Genomic DNA, 16,900 nt, shown 5'->3' with positions numbered 1-16,900 from the left:
ACTTCATGTTTTTCTCTTTGATCCACTGCTTGATCTGCTCTTTTGACATCATAAAAATCTCCCAACCTTTCTAAGACTAATTGTAGTTTAGAGGTTGAGAGTTTACACAGAATATTTTACAGACTCCATGAGAAGTATTTATTCATTTCTTCACTATTGTCCAATGGGACAAAAACTACATCAAAGTAGTCAATTAAGGTTTTGTTTTCTTTATACACTTCTTCTTGGTTTATGAACTGATTTGGTTTTAAAATATATGTTTCTTGTGCGAACATATGGTATTACCTTTCTTAAACCAATCATGAGTTTAGCTCGTAATCATGAAACATATTAGCCGTCTACTCCTTGAGTAATCGAAAAAATGTCAACAATCCGTCAACAAGTTCGAAAAACACAGTTATTTACACAAATGAAGCATACAAAAGAAATAAGAAAAACCCTTGATTATTAATGGTTTCAGCGTTCATCATACGGTGATCCGGACTGGGTTCGAACTAGCGACCCCCACCCTGTCAATTTGATCTGACACAATATTATAGGCTAATCTGCCTGCACGAACCGCGTTCTAATGCGGTTCTTCGCGAATCTAGTTAACTTGAATTTACATGATTAACTTTAGTGCGTTGTCAAAATGGTTGTCAAATGCTTGCTGTATTTCTTATCAGCTGATGTATGTAAATAAACACTGCTAAACTCTTCCAATTCAAAAGAGCATCTGCACATAAAGTGCAAATTATACTGACCTTTCAATTATTAATGGGAACTCATCACAATTCCGCGTTCTTATCCTCTTTAGAACCATTTAATACTATCCTTCTGTATAGGAAACCGTGTTTTAACATTGAAAGGTCTTTATTGTAATGAACTGCTATATCATCATTGTCAAATAAAGTCGGGTCTAGTGGATTCTCAGCGTAAGGATTTAAATAAATTGAAATACCATCTAGCAAAGATTCCCTATATTTTGTCTGAGGTAACATATCTATAATTCCTTGCTGCCCATTATCGTTATATCGATAAGTCTCAAAAAATATGTTCTTATGTCTGCGTAACGACAAAGCCCTCGCTTTCCCCGTTGTCGCGATGGGACTAAAAATAACTGCACTTATATGTTTATGTTCATCGTCATTAAATAGGCCAATTTTTATAGATGATCCTGAACTCTGTTTAACGATACTATCATCATATTTAATTTGAGGACGTGAATTTACATATTTAGCCTCAGTTATTCCTAGTAATACTTTTTGAATAGCAGCAACACCTTGCATAAAGAACAACGGCTGTTCAAATCCGCCAATGGCCAAGACGAAGGGCTTCCCTTTTACATGATCTAAATTGGAGTACTTATCAAGATATTTTTTTGACTTACTAATAAAACTATTACTTATTCTTTCTGTTGCTAATGAAACAACTTCCTTCATTAATTTTTCTCTACCTTGAGCTGTTTGTCTTTTTTCTTGAAATTCTCTCATAGCCCGTTCTCTGTCAAACTCTGGTGTCCCGTTTTGCGGATTACTTGTTGTAACTGCTTCTACTATTAGTGATTGTTCTTTTGTTTGAATTACAAAGTCTGGTGTGTTATGAGAAAAATCCACTGTAAATCCTAGATTTCGTAAGCACGCAAATAAATATAATTCCCAGAAAGATGAATTGAAAGTTGTTTGAAATTCTTTGATGAATTTATTGTCTCTATCCTCAAATCCTATTAGCCAGCTATTTATTACGTCTTTTAGATCCTTATCATTCATAATCATCTTAAAATTATGATGAAAATTTTGAGAATCTACGACTGGAGTAAAGAGGTCTAGCATTTTCATATCCCCCGATCATTTTGGTAATCATGGATTATAGTTCCTTGATGTCTACTTCTATGTTTTTCTTATATGAGAATTCCTCTAAATTTATTAATAAATATAAAAGCTTAAAGAGAAATGCTGCCAAGACATACTCAAAAAGGCAACTCGATTAACCATGCAGGATGAAAATGCCGGAGTATTAATTTTTGTGGTTGACACCATCATGGCATTGCTATAACTATTTCTTAACAGCTTGAGCATTAAGCGCTTGTATCTTCTTGATTTGGGTTTAGAAATTGATTAAATGCATAGTTTAACTGTGTATTATCAAGACCAATCGTTTTCGATAAAGTCAGAAGCGATGCACCTTTGGTTTCCTGTAGCGAGTGAAGAATCCCACTTCGCACAAGAATTTGGCAGTTAACCCTGATATCAGTAGGTAGCTTGTCTTTATTAGCTACCCTATCATTGAGTATTGTAAACGGTGCATTTGCTAACTTATTATCAAATCTTTTCCCATCGAGAAATAATACTGGTGTATCCCCTTTTGATTTAAATAAGTCTGGATGCGCTTCTCTGTAACGATTAATTCTCCTTATTGCTTCATCGTGTAGCTTTACCCATTCAATAAGAGTAGGGTTAAATTTATAATATGGGTTTCTTATATGCCCCAGTTCTAGCCTTAGATCATCGGTGGTCAAACTATATAAATGTTGTTGCTCAAATCCGCAATAATAGGATAGGGCCCAAATAAGAGGACCGATCACACTTAACTGATCGTCGTTTCGCTCGCTATTATTTAAAAAGCGATAATGAACCAGACCGCTAAATATGTAATCAATGTAATTCCTATCCAAAAAAGTTTCAGTGAATTTGAGATTCTTTTTGTATAAGGTTGAGAAAAGTTCCTTTGTTTCTAAAAAGGAGATGTGGTCAATCTGGTTTGTCTCATCAAGAAATCTCAAATAATTTACAACTGCTGAATAAGCAGTCGCACCTCTTCTTTTATTTAGATAAGTCTCAAGTAAATCCTTGCGAAAAAAAAACTGACAATCCTCATTAGCTCTATGTTCGATAATTTTGTCTTCATAAAACCGTATATCTTCTATGTATTGCTTTATAGTATTCTTATTCAAACCTAGAGAATCAGATAAGTAATCTTCAAAAGAATTCATTTAATGTCCTCCACTTTAATTCGATGTTTCTAGTTCTTAATCTATGATCTTCTCCAAATAATGCATTATTCGGTACTTCATTCTATCGTCACCAGTTTTCTTCATAATACACTTAACCTAAATATTAGGAAACGTTTGTCGTGTTGTTAATATTTTTAGGACGAAAATATTTGGAAAATCCTTAAACACGGAAGCAAAGTTTGAAATAGAGGATTTCAGTTTGGACCAGCTTTAAACGACAGCTCGTTCACAGTGCAGATATAAAAATGCCTCGCGGCTAGGGATGGTTGAGGAATCCGAAGAAATACGCTTATAACAAGGCATATCAGCGAACGACATTTGATTTGTTCTCGTCTATCAAAAATCTGTTCTTTTCAAATAAAAAAAGCCCTCCCCGGATTGTTTCTCCGAAGGAGGGCTACTGTATTTTAATTATCTTGGGATACCTACAGCATCACGTAAAGCGTTCGCTGCATAGTAGTTGCTTCTCTCACTCCTGGATCGTTGTCACTCGCCATCCATACCGAGCCAAGAATTGAGATTACTTCCTCTGCTGATTCTTTATCAAACTTGTTCACAGGTTTTTCCACAGCAGGTGGATTAGTATTCCACCAACCTTCGCCGCCGAGCGCATCATTGTAGTCTACCGAGTGCCCCGCAAGCTCCTGTCCATTTTTATACTGATATAGGTTAGCAGCTTTCGACAGCTTCCCTTTACTCCAAGCATAAGTCTGCCAGAAATGTTTGCAAGCCCCGCGCTTCGCCATTTCCTCAAGGACAGAATGCGAACCATAAACACCTACCGAGTAACCAGGCAACTCCTTGGCTGCAGCTCTCAGGTACGCCTCAATAGCCGCATAGTCCTTTGGCTGTGCATCAAAATCCACGGCAAAGTAAATCGCCGTACCTACAGGCTGACCTACCAGCTTGGCTTCATGGAGGGCAGCTTTGCCGTCCCGTATTCCGTTGACTGCTCCTCCAGCAGCATCATTTGTTCCGCGCTGGAAGACGGATACGACCTGCATCCCTGCCGCTGTGATCACCTCGGCTTCTGCCCGTGTCAGTCGCTTCCACTCCATGCTGATAGGAACAAGATAGCGGCAGACAAATTTCATGCCCGCCGCCGCCATTGCTCTTGCTTTTTCTGCTGTCAAAGGTACTGCACAATCGATTCCTTTAGTTGCTGCCATTTTGATCACCCTTTCCTTTCAGTACGTCTACGGCCTTCTTGATTGGCGTTGGAACTGGCAATCCCACACGTCCAGCGTTTTCAATGATAGATAGCAGCTCATTTGCCAAGTAAAAGAAGATTGTTGCGTCGCGCAAAACATGCTGATCTCCAAGGGCCGTATCAACTAAGTGGGCAATTGCGACCATTGCAAAAATAAAAACCTTCCTTGCTATCCCCAAGAAACCGATTCTACTCGACAGTTTTCCTTCTGCGCCAGCCGCTACCATTCCAGAGACATAATCAATTGCGACGAAAGTCAAAAGTACCGTGAGCAGAGGCGACCATCCCCCAAATAGGAATGATGCTACAGCTCCCCCGATTGCAAATGCTGTTTTGAAAAAGTGTTCCATATATTATCTTCCTCCTAACCCACTTAGGGCAAAAGTAAAAGGAGCCACATTAGCAGCTCCCCATGAAAAACAATAATTTCTTTACTACACCCCACAACTGTCCAGCCATTCGCTCATTGTCACGGTATCAATGTCGGCACGCCGGGAATAGGCGTAATCAACAACCTCTTGGAAGTTACTTACGTTGTACTCGATACTGGACGACGCCTCACCGCTAACTAGCTTGTGGAACATGAATAAACACACGCCCCCCACATTGGCCGCATTATCTATGTGTCCTTTTAGTGTGGCCGGCGTAATTGTATGATCCACATTTCGAATCTTGATCGTCCGTTTATCCGGTGGGGGCGTTGTCGCCGTATCCTCTTGGACGGTACGGCCAGCTCTACGAGATTGCATAACTTGCAGCACCCTTGCGTCATACGCGCCATATGGATACGCCAAAATATTCGATGCTCGAGGAAATCCGTTTGCATTCAGCCATTTTTCAGCGTCCGCTACCTCTTTCTCGATTGCCGCTGTATCTAGGTCTTTGAGCTTCGCGTGGTTCATCGTATGGTTGGCCATGTCCCAGCCATAAGCATACATTTCCTTTAGCTGTGGCAACGTACAATAACCAGACCAGCCCACATGCGACGGAATGACGGCAATGACACCTGGAAGGTTGTATTTTCCCATATACCGAAATGCTTCGGTGTATTGGGAAGACCAGCCATCATCGAACATAAAAATGACCTTCCCCCGCTGCGACTCATCTCGAATGATCGAGTCAAAAACGATCGAAGCCGTAGTATTCTCGTTGGACTTAACTCGGATTTGCATAGAGACAATATCCCGGGTAAGGCTTGCAGCTCCAATTGGCTCCAGTTTGCTGACATCGATGATATGTTCATTCCACCCTAGCGCCATTCGCCATCCTCGCACGGTGTAGCCCAAAAATTCGGTATAGCCAGTATCATGAGCCAAATAGAGCTGGAACTCATAGAAGTCGGTCAAATTGTCTACATAGAATCTAATCTTTAAAGTCTTGGCACCTGCCAAGTTTAAGAGGACATTTCGGCGTGCGGCAATCGATGTACCCGTAGAGGCGACTTGTAGCTTCCCGTTGTTAAATGACACAGTGCCTCCACCATATGCCTTTTGCCATGCGGTGGTATCGCTAAATGGCTCCACAAGACGGCCTTTCTTGTAATCTCTAACCTGGGCCAATATTAAGTCTTTACTTTTCTTGTCTGTCGGCTTAGCCCATGCCATTCTCTCCACCCTCTTTTTGAGCATTTTTCAACTTCTTATTTTCTTTCCGCAATGCTTCCAGCTCTTTTCTTATTGCCTCTTCCTGTTTTCGCTCCTCCTCTCCTGCTGGCGTATAAACCCAATCTCCTAACGTTCCGTCAGGATTCCGCTTCCGGTATCTCATGCTTTGATCGCCCCCGATAGATTCGTAGCTGAAGCTGTTGAGTTGGCGTCATTACTGGTTAGTGTAAATTTCAAGTGAAGTTGGGCAGCCGGAACCGCATACGTCCCGATAAACTCTGTTTCTACGATCCCTGTGATAACAGGGGCAGACGCTTTAGTCATGGCCTTGTAAGATTCAGCAGCCCCAGCCGCCACGATGGAAAGAGCTCCATCCACATTCAGGTCTCCTGTTTCATGCTGGAGCCAAGCTAGGACTTCTTTGGCTGTAGTTGATTGAGGAGATAGCTTGTAGCGAGCATGGGCAGTTTTGAGTCGTGTTTTCGTCACCAATCGGGTCAGGGAAAACGTGAGGACTGTCGTTGCTCCCAATGAATCTGCTGCTGTTATGACAAGACTGTTCGATCCATTAACCATCTGCCTTGGTGTGATGCTTATCGCCCACGCGCCACCGCTGATTGATATGGGTACATCTGCACCACCGTTCAGACGATACTTCATGGTTACTGCTTGTCCGTCTGGATCGGATACCGTGCCGTTTATCGTAATGAGTGAATCATCCGACAGATTATCATTGTTGGCGACAAATGAATGGGTAAGTGTCGGAGGGCGATTCAAAGCTACGGTAAAGGTCCGTTCTGCAATGATGGAAGTACCGCCCTTATTGTCTTCTGACCATACTTCTAACAAGTGCGTGGCGCCCTCATCCAGTAGGCCAGAAACGGCCGTCGTTCCGTCCTTCAATGCTCCACCTGTAAATGTCAATGTCTTGTTAAAGGCTAACAGATTTACCCCATCAACTGAGCCTTGGGCAATCCGATAATTTGTCCCTTTGTTTACACGTACATAGACAGATACGATGTCACCAGCGTCTGTGTCTTTCGTGGTTCCGACAATTGTGTAGGTATTACCTACAGATAGCTTGACCCCGCTTGCCGGAGCAGTAAGTGTGAGCGTCTGACCGAAGTTGTCCTCGTACGTTACGGTTACGGTATACGCATAGTAGTAGGTATATGAAACCGAGGATGGTCCATACACGGTTCCGGAATAGCTTTGTGAGTAGTTGTACTTACGCGTATCAGGCTTGCTGACTGTCCCGGAATAGCTGCCTGTTGCAGAAGCACCATATATCCTTTCGCCGCCACCTTCGTTGCTTAATAGTTGACATGAACCCGCAGACGCTCCGGTACGTTGTAAAGTGCCAGTGTATCCTTCACCATCAGAATAGGGAATCGATGATGGCAACGCCGACAAAGCGCCGCTTTGTGCAGCACTACAAGACCCCCCGAGGTCATACCAAGAATCGCGAGAAGCTGATACTGATTTTTGACCGGGAGGGCTACCACTAACTACGTAAGGAGTCGATCCTCCTGACTTAGACAAGGTACCACTATAGGTTCCATCGTTATAGCTGATGGTTGATGCAAAACTATCAATGCTGCTGGTACGCGTATCCGATACGGTTTTTGTGTTCGGGGTGCTGGATGTGGTATATCGGGTATAGGAGCCATCACTGACATTGATCGTTACTTCGCTGCCATTGACAGAGTGTGTAACTTTGCCCGTATTGACCGCAACTGATACAACACGCTTTAGGTTCGGAATGGTTATCTTTTGTGACCGACTTTGTGATGTGGTTTCGGGGAAGCTAACAACGGTTGATTTACTCGCCATCTAACCTCCTCCTTTCTTATGTGACGGCTATTTTCACACTGTATGTGTCAATCGTTCCTCGACGCATTCGTTTTGCTGCCGTATCAATCTCCACGGTCGAACGTGCCAAAATAGCATTTGAGGAATAGGTTGCTGTGGGCGCCGCATTTAGTGTGATGACTTGGGTCGTCGCATTAATTGCCGTGATGATACGCTCCTCCTGATTGTTGACAGAGGCTAACGTCACTTCTTGCCCAACTGCAAATCCTGCTACCGATGCAACAGTAACATTCGGCCCAGAAATCGACTGAATGGTTGTTCTTGTCTTATCCAAGGAAATGACCGCATCCTGGATGCCGTCAAACAAATCAACAAAAATCCCACTATTCCCCGCTGTCCTGTCCTCTGTCGTGATCTTGGCGTGTAGATAGAGTATGCGGTTTTCCATTTTGATTACGATGTCGTTGATGCCTTTAATGCCTTCTTCTATGTGATTCATGCGCCTCGCAGTGTAACGGGTGCCCTCCTGAATCGTTTCGCCTGTTTCTGGATTAACAAGTCGATCAGCCCAAAATTGTCGTTCGTATGGCATCTTACACCACTCCTACTTCAAACGGTATTTCGAACAATAGTAAGACGCCCGTTTCGTGAGAGGTGATATTGGCGTCGGAAGTAATCATTGCCGTTCCACTTGCATCAACTAGCTTTGCTTCTGTGATGGTCCTTGCAGCATCCACGGCGTCTAAATAGACGTACAACTGTACAACCGTTTTCTGTGCGCTGGTAAGGTGCTTCGTTTGTGTAATCGGGCGAATATCTGATTTTCCATCGACGGTGATGATGGCATTGACTACTTTTGCACTCACCGCATTGCGGATGAATTCCAAAAAGGCTGGTTCCACTTTTAACGCCATCTGATCACCCCTTTCCGTATGCACGAAATGGAGAAGTTGTTTTGATAGTCACCTGTGTAAACGGTTCAAAGAACTCCTCAAACACTTCGCCCTCTTTGACCGTAAATGTGTAATTGTTAATTGTGAATGTTAGATCATTCGTTCCGTCATTTTTAATAACAAAGCCATACATAGGCTCATCAAAAACTTGAACGGTATCAGCAGCTCCGCTAAAAGGCTCTTTTGCCGCTAAACCACGTAGTTGTACGAACATGGCTCCGTTGCGACCTTGAATCTCTTGGAATTCATCCTTCATTCCATTGAAGTATTGCGGAACTGGTAGGAGCCCGCCGTCACGTAATATATGTTTTGTTCCAATAGGCATCTGATTCACTCCTTCATCATTCCGTGGCTGTAAACATCGGCATTCCTGGTACAACAAAGACAGGCAAAGTCGGAGCATTCACAACAATTTCATTTGGATAAAAAGTATTGCACACAAAGTAATCCACTTGGAAAGAAGCATGACGCAGCTTTATAAAGATGGTCGGAGCTTCTGGAGAGAGCAGGAATTCTGCACCGATATAAGCTGGCTTTGTTTCTTCGATGGCCGCTCGGATATCGGAAAGTTTGAGGCCATCCAGTTTTCGAATAATAAACCGAAGTGATCCATCATAGGTGACTGTTCCTTGACCATCCGTATATGCATCAAGAATCGCTTGCAAGAGCGCCAAGGATACTTTTCCCTGGCTTCGCATTTTTGACTTGATGGCCACCCGACGTTCGGAAATGGGTTTATGTTTATTGGCAGCAAGTCCGAGCTCCTTTTCGTAATAGTCCAGTGCCCACGTTGCTGTATCTACCGACAATTGTTGTTGTAGATCGATAATCTTGGCTTCCTGCTTGTCTAATTGCTTCGCGTCTGCTTCGAATATCACCCGAAATGTGGAGGAGTTACGTTGATGAGGTTGTAGTCGCTTAAGCATCTCGTTTGCCTTAGACAATTACATTCACCGTCCCTAAGACCGCTACTTCCGTGTTGCCGATCAGAAGATTGGACGTTCCACCGTTGATAGTGAGGCCCGTATAGTCCGACACGGCATCTGTGTCCAATATAAGCGCTCCTACTTTTGCATAACTGACCAACGTCTCGACAAAAGCAGCATCCCTTAGAAACTGGGTCATTTTTGATGTGATTCCATCTATAGCCTGCTGTTGTGAGAATCCAGGAGTTAAAACAGCGGTGACCTGTATGTCGATTGTCACGCCCGTGGCACTGGCCACCGTAGCAAACGCCCCTATTGGTGCAGCTCCCTCTCCTTTTCCATTCGCGCCCGGGTCGATGTACTTCTGTACAGCAGCGACGATATTATTGCTTGCAGGTTTTCGGTCGCTATCAATAATGACCACTTTCACTGTGTTGTTTCCCGCCCACAACGGTATAACTCGTGCGTCACCGACCCCTGCCACTTCCTTTGCCCAATTGCGGAAATGAGCCTTATTCCCGCTAGATGCAGGTGTGCGAATGTGTTCGTAGTACCTTTTCCGTAGGTCTGTGTCTGATTCTTCCGCAAAACCGTCTGCCGTGGAAAACGGATTTGTGACAGCAGTAAAGCCAGCTAACGTTACAGGAAACAACGTAATGGTGTTGGCAGGTACATTACCGGAAGGCCCCTCTACCAATGCTTCAATCATGACCATCCCACTGCTTGTAATATCCTTTGATTCCGTAGACCGAAACTGTGTGCCGCTTGGTGTCTCGAACAAGTCCCCTGTTCGGATCGTACCCGTCCCTGTGACAGTAACACTTCCTTTGGAGCGAGTGCCCGCCCTACGTTCCTGTCCCGTCCTTTCCCTAACCCGTTGTGTCAATTCGGCTCCTGACAAATTACCGATACTTAGCTTGTCTTTGACTTCCTCAATCCTGTCATCTTGTTTGGCCATCTTTTCGGCTACAGGGGCAAGCGCATCAAAGATAAAGCTCCCGGGGAGTTTGTCATATTTGTCCGGTACTGCTGCAAATAAAATTGCGAGATGTTCTTCTTTGGATGCCACTAAATCAACACCGCCTTTTCTACCGTGCCGTAAATGCTACTCACTTCACATGCGATCGTAAGACGCGGCCCATGTTGCGAAAACGAGAAGTTTTCGACTCGCGTAATGGCGTCATTTTGGAGAAGTGCCTCTCGGACCATTCGTTCATACTCAGCACGGGTGTAATCAGGGTGAAAGTTCTGACCAATCAACACATGGTGCTCGCTGCCGTAGCCCGTTCCCTGATAGATCAAACTGTCCTTTACGGTTCGAAGAGCTTTTTCTATCCAGACTTTCAGGTATTCCAGACCAGTTACCTCGATCAGTTTCCCATCCTTTAAAACAAAATCACCCGCATCGAAATCCCACAGAAACGTCTTGTGTACGTTCTTGGGCTTTGTCTGTTGGGTGATCTGTGTTTCTGGCAATTTCAATTGAGTGATTTGGGGTAAACTCATTCATCTGGCTCCTTCCATACACGGTCTTTGACAAACCACAGTTTTAGCGATTCATCTGGCTGCAGAATCACTTGGTCGCCTACTTTCAGCCCGTCGATATACGTGATGGTTGCCTTGATCTTATTTTCCTGACTGTCAGGCTTATCCGTGATAGGGATATCCAGTTTCGTAATGCGTTCCTGTGTGGTGCCGCTGCTTCGATAAAACACAATCGTTACTGGGAACTTCTCGTCAAGTCCGGACATCTGCAGCTCCGTTAGTTCAACTGTACGTTTGTAACCAGGCATAAGGCTTTCGCCGATAACTAGGTGCCGCCTCTCTAAGATAATACTGTCACCGTATTGAATTTTGAGAGGCGTTACAGAAACAACCGTCCCGACTCGCGGAGCCGTACTCGGCGGGTTGCGGTTCTCCTTGTACAAATCAACAATCAGTTTGGCCAGTCGATCCTCGCTACTCACATTATCGCCTCCTACTTCACATCCTCGGGTAAAGCCAAGTCTAGTTGCATCGTATGAATTTGGTTCTTCACTTCATGCTTTGCGCTGGTAATCATAAATCGATTCTGCATACCAGTGATCGGCTCAGATACATCGAGCAGACGGCCAGCCTTAAAAGCAACGTCACCCATTAGCTGGATGCTGTTTGTCTCGTGGATTCGTGCTAGTCGCTTTAAAAGGATGCGAGAGACTTCCCGCGCCTTTGCTGCATCCTCTGCATCGATTTGATACACATCTTCCAGTAGGCCGTATTTTCGTATGAGCTCCTCGTCCTGGGACATCGCCACTACCTCGTATTTAGGCTTGGTCTTTTCCTTCTCGTCTCGCTCGATTAGGATTTTCACGCGGTTTCGCATTTCTTCAATGGATCTCGTGCGATCCGCACCTAAAGGGTTTGCCATCACGTCTACAGGCGCTATGTTCTCAGCCAGTTTGAAGGTGCCTTTGATGAGCAAATCTTTCATATCCTCGAAATAGATTTTTCCTTGTCGCATCTCGACGTTATATAGTTTCCCACTCCGGCGCTCATGGAGCTTGTAAATGGTTTCGATGATCTCGGCAGGGCTTTTTTCCAAGAAAATATCGTCTATGATTGTAGGCATTTCAGGGACATTTCCGATTAACATGCCGAAATCACCAAGAATCTTCGTGATGGCTTGTGAGGCCGGGATTTTATTGAACTGGTAGACGCTCTTTGATTTGCCAAGATACCAAGCATAGTCATAAACCGTGTACGTAATCGCGCTTCTTCCCTGCCGTCCTTCTTTCACAACCACACCACGGTTTATTTCTTCACCATCTTTGAGAAGCAACACAACGTCTCCAGCATCACATGGATTCACGGGGAACAATCTCGCATCTGTCCAGTTCACATCAAAATTCATTGCGGACATAAGAGACAGATTGGAGTCCCATGAGATACTGCCCACCAAAGGCGTGAGGTCGTGGCTTTTCTGGCCGTCGTTTTTGATTAGTAGCACTTGAAACATCACATCAGCTCCTTGCCGTGCTCACTAATGGGAATTCGATCATCTGCAAGGTATAGTCAATATCGCCGCTACGACCTACGCCGTGTTCAAAATTCGTAATAGCAACCGCCATGTTCAACGACTGAACCCCCTGCGAGTCAACAATGACCAGTCGTATCGGAATCCGCATCTCGCGCCAGCGCTCAATTGTTTTTACATAGGCCATTCCCCACATGTTGCGGTTTTGCAAGAAGGGATAGTCCCGAATGGGGAAAAAACTCTTGATGTCTACAGAGCGTAGTTCTTTCAGCCCGATTAGTAGTATCGACTCCTGTAGCCCGTCCACCTGCTCCGTGCCCCAGGGAGACGGTACGTTGTACTCAGATGGAGGCACGGGCAGTTGCATGACCTCTGCGTTGGTGTTAATTGACAAGAACACGTTAATCAAGTCAGCACCTCCTACGTACTCCACAAATGACGCTCAATTCGTCCCAGTAAGCTGTCTGCTAAATCTACCGGGCTTAAATTATCACGTAACTTCGCCTTTGTATTCTTGTCTGTTGCCTTGGTATTTCCGGCTGTAGCGTCAGTGTTAAACACCAACGCATTCGTATTTGAATTCAGCGCGTCCGCCAGTTTCTTGTCACGTTGTCCGCTTGCCTCGCGCTGCTCTTTTCTCGTTTGGTTCAGATCATCTTGGAATCCGGTATTTGCTTTTGCTGCTGAAAAATCAACCTGTGGAATGAAGCTCTTTGTTTCCCATTTCGGCATCTTCGCATCAAATTGTGCAGCACCAAAATTGACATCGATTCGTTGTCCGCCGACTGCTTCCAAAGCTGCGTTGATTGGAGCCAACATATTTTTAGCGCCCCATTCAGCAGCAGAAACAATCCCATTCCACATCTGTGCAGCGCCAAACCCGATGCCTTTCCACGCAAAATCGTATGCACTCAAAAGTGTATTTGCTAAACCTATCCAATTGTTTACACCCTGCTCTGCATAGTCTACGACTACATTCCAAAGTTCTTTTGCAGCTTGCTTCACGGTGTCCCAGTTTTGCACGACATAAATTCCCGCTGTAACCAGGAGTCCAAGGAGTGTAATGACAAAGCCGATTGGGTTAGCCGCCATGACAACATTCAGACCCATTTGTGCGGCTCGCAAAATCCCGATCTGTCCGGATGTGACCAGCGCTGCTGTACCCATCAGTCCAGTTTTTACAGTGGCAAACGTCGATTCAGCTCCGAATAGTGTTGTGGTAAGTGTCGCGCCTGCAACAGCAATCTTATAGACCACTAGTGATCCAGCAACCCCGTAGACAACGGGCCCGATGACAGACCAGTTACTCGAAACGAATACCGCAATATCGCTCATTACCCCAAACGTTGCCTTTGCCGCATTGTAGGCTGTCATCAGTCCTTGCGAGAAACTGGCCCCCCATGTTGCCGCACTATCGCTGGAAAGGAACGCCTGTATGCCGTTCAAGTCTTCTTTGAGAGCAAGAAACAAAGGCGATGTCATTTCGGCTAACTTTCGCGTCCCCGATTCTTTGATGTTTGCGAGGGTGTACTCAAAGGTGTCTGACATGGACTTCATGGAGCCGCCAAAACGTTTTTCCAAACCAGTCATGATGGCCGGCAGTGCCTTGTCCGCAAAAAGCTCTCCGTTTTCGGCCATCTTCATTAGCTCGACTTTTGATTTCCCTAACTCCTGTGACATCAGGTCCCATCCAGCGACACCACGTTCCGCTAACTGGTTCATTTCCTCGGCGGATACTTTTCCTTTGGTTTGGATTTGACCGATCGCCAAGGCAATTCCTTTTAGCTGGTCTGTATTTCCTCCCACTGCAGCTACTGTGTCACCAAGTCGTTGTAACATCGGGATAACCTGACTACCAGCAAACCCCATGCCCAGCAAGGTTTTCGCTGATTGCTGCATACCATCAAAGTCAAATGGGGATGTCTCAGCTAATACTTGTAAATCCTTGACCATTCGTTTTGCATCTTCGGCAGATTTTAACAAGATGCCAAAGGATCGTTCCGCTGTCTCAGCTGTCATATTCGCCTTCACGCCAATTCCGACCATGGCTGTTGCTGCAGCGCCTATGGCGACAGCAGCCATACCTGCACCTGACTTAATCGATGACCAAGTTTCTTTCCCAACTTCTTTCAGGTCCTTCAGATGCTTTTTATAGGCAACTGTGCCCCCAATAATCTTCTGTAGGGTCCCTGTTACCCCATCCTTGAGCACAAGGGTTTTGCTAATGTCTTTTGCGCTCACATAGACCTCCCCCCACTTCTGTTGCCTGTCCTACTAGACACGAAAAAGGGCGGAATTTATCCGCCCCACTTTTTGCTCTCTTCTTTCAGATGTACAAGAATAGACTGCATCATAAATCGTTTCGTAAGCAAATCCAGGTTTAATAAATAGTCAAGGGCGAAGCCGCGCTGCACATAATGGTGCAGAAAGTAAAAATCGGCATCGCCCTCGATTAGTTTTTTAATTCAGTGTCAACTTTTCGCACGCCTACTTGATATCCTGCGAGATGCAAGGCATGTCCACCTATTGCAGCAATCTCACCTTGGCGGAAAAGCATTGTAACGATATCTATTGGTTCCGCACACCCATACGCTTGCTGTAATGAAGCGTCTTTCAAGTTGGGCTCTATCACACAATGATAGACAAGATAAGGATCGGCCATATCGCTTCGTGTGTCATCATGCGCCATTGTTAGAGCTTCAATTGCAATGGATTTGTCAGGCTCTTGAACGGTAATGTGTCCGTCTAGTGACTCCACATATAGGGTCATCGTTTTCGCCTTCCGTTTTTTGATTTGTTCTTTTTGCTCAATCAGGTCTGCAATTGTAATTTTTTTGGACATTTTAATCTCCCCCAAATTATTAGTTTTACGCTGGAATCAAGTCGATTGGATCGTAGTCGCTGAACTTGAACGGAACTTCCTCACTACTGAGCGTTTTCTTCTCAAACTTAAGCAGCATAAACTCAGAAATCGTGACATCATGAATCGCCACTCGTTCCGCTCCATGTGCTTCCGGGTCTTCTACCTTACCTACTATTTCGAATCGAGGATAAATCCCTTTTCGGACGTCGGCAGCCATTTTTCGTTGTACGCATGAGTAGATTTTCTTGATTGTCATGGAGCCTTCTCCAGACCAACCTATAGCTTTTTGATAGGTGGCCCCATCCATTGCAAAGTTAACTTCCTCATATTGAATGGTTACTTTTGCTTCAAAGCTATCCACTTCTGCCCACAGTTCTCCATCTACCCAGATGCGTCCATATGTTCCGTTGATGATTTTGGTAGGACTATTTTTTAACACTTAAACCACCTCCCTTTCCTTAAACGTGAAATGCAATTTTCAAATCTTCAACCGCGTCGAGGAATTTCAAGCCTCCAGACAAAAACACATCGTCTTGAAAACTTGATGTCTTTACCTTTTGATCATCCCACCCACTCGTGTCGGTACCGAATGATTCCCAGGCTTGTCGCTGTGCTTCAATATCGACCCCAATTGTATTATTTGCGTTCGGGTCCAGCACTTCCCCTTGTAGCCCACGAAGATATGCATTGATAGCCGTAATGAGCAGCACTTGATTGTCATAGCTGTTGTTTACCTTCCCAGCATACTCATCGTTAAAGGTACGTCTGATATCTTCCTTTACCATGTCGTGGCCTTCAATGATTTTGATTTTCTTAAAATCAGGGCCCTTTGTTGGCGTTGTGGTCGTCAACGAGTTTACTCCGCGTGCGATCTTGATTTTCTCCCCATCATTGATGAGGATGAGCTTCCCTGCATCAATGTCTGCGTCTGGCGTTTCGCTTTCCTCAATTGCCTCAACCTCTGGCAATTCGTAGAAAGTAGCGCTACGTGTAAGAGGCAGCCCCGCCAGAATGCCAGCGATCCGCGCCGTGTACTCCGATGCGGAATAGGTTTTCGCTCCAACAACAATGCCCTCTGTCGTAAAATCGATAATCCCTTCATTGTCGGGGGCACTGTTTGGCAATACTGCCTTGAACTTCTTTTTGTTTACATCACGCCACGTCTTTAACTGCGTGGCAATGTCAGGGACATCAGCAGCCCCAATACCAGGAACAGCTAGGTAATCCCATCGTTTTCCACCAAGTCGTACGAGAGCTTCTTTATAATCCGCTGCCGCTGTCGGCAGTCTCTCGACGATAATCTTTGATGGAATACCCCAAAAGGCTTTTTTGATATAGTCCAAATTCGTTGCCGACCAATCAGTGGCATCGATGTCTGTAATGGACCTGTATTCCTTCGTGGTGAAAGATTTACCTGTATCATCTTTCAAAATCAAGGCCACAATGCCCCGCTGGCTTCTTTGGACAGCCGAAACAGACAGCGAGGAAAATACAATCGAAATCTCAGGTAGCCCCATGCAGCATGCC

The 16,900-nt window shown here is 44.8% G+C and carries 20 protein-coding genes; all 20 read right to left on the bottom strand.

Features of this window, described 5'->3' with window-relative positions; genetic code table 11:
* Positions 1-767 precede the first annotated feature (767 nt).
* Positions 768-1,811, bottom strand: a complete 1,044-nt coding sequence (locus tag M3630_RS24300) for a hypothetical protein (protein WP_251253811.1) — start codon at positions 1,809-1,811, stop codon at positions 768-770.
* Positions 1,812-2,056: 245 nt separating this feature from the next.
* Complete coding sequence (locus M3630_RS24295; RefSeq protein ID WP_251253810.1) at positions 2,057-2,971, bottom strand: hypothetical protein; 915 nt, start codon at positions 2,969-2,971, stop codon at positions 2,057-2,059.
* A gap of 446 nt (positions 2,972-3,417) precedes the next feature.
* Positions 3,418-4,161 (bottom strand): DUF1906 domain-containing protein, encoded by a 744-nt coding sequence (locus tag M3630_RS24290; protein WP_251253809.1) that lies wholly within the window; start codon positions 4,159-4,161, stop codon positions 3,418-3,420.
* Positions 4,148-4,552, bottom strand: coding sequence for a phage holin family protein (locus tag M3630_RS24285; RefSeq protein ID WP_251253808.1), 405 nt, complete (start codon positions 4,550-4,552; stop codon positions 4,148-4,150). Before M3630_RS24285 ends, M3630_RS24290 begins: the two co-directional genes overlap by 14 nt.
* An 84-nt stretch (positions 4,553-4,636) precedes the next feature.
* Positions 4,637-5,806, bottom strand: coding sequence for a polysaccharide deacetylase family protein (locus M3630_RS24280; protein WP_251253807.1), 1,170 nt, complete (start codon positions 5,804-5,806; stop codon positions 4,637-4,639).
* The gene (locus M3630_RS24275; RefSeq protein WP_251253806.1) at positions 5,793-5,969 is read right to left on the bottom strand and encodes a hypothetical protein; all 177 of its coding nucleotides are present in this window, start codon (positions 5,967-5,969) and stop codon (positions 5,793-5,795) included. Before M3630_RS24275 ends, M3630_RS24280 begins: the two co-directional genes overlap by 14 nt.
* On the bottom strand, positions 5,966-7,639 hold the full coding sequence (locus M3630_RS24270) for a hypothetical protein (RefSeq protein WP_251253805.1): 1,674 nt from the start codon (positions 7,637-7,639) through the stop codon (positions 5,966-5,968). Before M3630_RS24270 ends, M3630_RS24275 begins: the two co-directional genes overlap by 4 nt.
* 16 nt (positions 7,640-7,655) lie before the next feature.
* Positions 7,656-8,210, bottom strand: a complete 555-nt coding sequence (locus M3630_RS24265) for a hypothetical protein (protein ID WP_251253804.1) — start codon at positions 8,208-8,210, stop codon at positions 7,656-7,658.
* A gap of 1 nt (position 8,211) precedes the next feature.
* On the bottom strand, positions 8,212-8,532 hold the full coding sequence (locus tag M3630_RS24260) for a hypothetical protein (RefSeq protein ID WP_251253803.1): 321 nt from the start codon (positions 8,530-8,532) through the stop codon (positions 8,212-8,214).
* Between the two features lie 4 nt (positions 8,533-8,536).
* Positions 8,537-8,896: a hypothetical protein gene (locus tag M3630_RS24255; RefSeq protein ID WP_251253802.1), complete on the bottom strand. Its 360-nt coding sequence runs from the start codon at positions 8,894-8,896 to the stop codon at positions 8,537-8,539.
* A gap of 16 nt (positions 8,897-8,912) precedes the next feature.
* Positions 8,913-9,515, bottom strand: a complete 603-nt coding sequence (locus tag M3630_RS24250) for a putative phage tail protein (RefSeq protein ID WP_251253801.1) — start codon at positions 9,513-9,515, stop codon at positions 8,913-8,915.
* On the bottom strand, positions 9,508-10,566 hold the full coding sequence (locus tag M3630_RS24245) for a baseplate J/gp47 family protein (protein ID WP_251253800.1): 1,059 nt from the start codon (positions 10,564-10,566) through the stop codon (positions 9,508-9,510). The genes M3630_RS24250 and M3630_RS24245 overlap by 8 nt, the downstream gene beginning before the upstream one ends.
* Positions 10,566-11,003, bottom strand: a complete 438-nt coding sequence (locus M3630_RS24240) for a DUF2634 domain-containing protein (protein WP_251253799.1) — start codon at positions 11,001-11,003, stop codon at positions 10,566-10,568. The genes M3630_RS24245 and M3630_RS24240 overlap by 1 nt, the downstream gene beginning before the upstream one ends.
* A complete protein-coding gene (locus tag M3630_RS24235) occupies positions 11,000-11,464 on the bottom strand; it encodes a DUF2577 domain-containing protein (RefSeq protein ID WP_251253798.1) in 465 nt (154 codons plus the stop codon). The genes M3630_RS24240 and M3630_RS24235 overlap by 4 nt, the downstream gene beginning before the upstream one ends.
* 11 nt (positions 11,465-11,475) lie before the next feature.
* On the bottom strand, positions 11,476-12,492 hold the full coding sequence (locus tag M3630_RS24230; RefSeq protein WP_251253797.1) for an XkdQ/YqbQ family protein: 1,017 nt from the start codon (positions 12,490-12,492) through the stop codon (positions 11,476-11,478).
* A 4-nt stretch (positions 12,493-12,496) separates the two neighbouring features.
* Positions 12,497-12,910: a hypothetical protein gene (locus tag M3630_RS24225; RefSeq protein WP_251253817.1), complete on the bottom strand. Its 414-nt coding sequence runs from the start codon at positions 12,908-12,910 to the stop codon at positions 12,497-12,499.
* A 20-nt stretch (positions 12,911-12,930) separates the two neighbouring features.
* Positions 12,931-14,751 carry a tape measure protein gene (locus M3630_RS24220; protein WP_251253796.1) on the bottom strand — a complete coding sequence of 607 codons (1,821 nt, stop codon included), beginning with the start codon at positions 14,749-14,751 and terminating at the stop codon, positions 12,931-12,933.
* A gap of 211 nt (positions 14,752-14,962) precedes the next feature.
* Entirely contained in the window at positions 14,963-15,352 is a 390-nt protein-coding gene (locus M3630_RS24215) for a phage tail assembly chaperone (RefSeq protein WP_251253795.1), read from the bottom strand.
* A 25-nt stretch (positions 15,353-15,377) separates the two neighbouring features.
* On the bottom strand, positions 15,378-15,812 hold the full coding sequence (locus M3630_RS24210; protein WP_251253794.1) for a phage tail tube protein: 435 nt from the start codon (positions 15,810-15,812) through the stop codon (positions 15,378-15,380).
* A 19-nt stretch (positions 15,813-15,831) separates the two neighbouring features.
* On the bottom strand, positions 15,832-16,890 hold the full coding sequence (locus tag M3630_RS24205; RefSeq protein WP_251253793.1) for a phage tail sheath C-terminal domain-containing protein: 1,059 nt from the start codon (positions 16,888-16,890) through the stop codon (positions 15,832-15,834).
* Positions 16,891-16,900: the final 10 nt, after the last annotated feature.

Source organism: Brevibacillus sp. MER 51 (assembly GCF_023714195.1).
Taxonomy (GTDB): Bacteria; Bacillota; Bacilli; order Brevibacillales; family Brevibacillaceae; genus Brevibacillus.
This window is presented reverse-complemented; position numbering and strand designations above follow the sequence as displayed.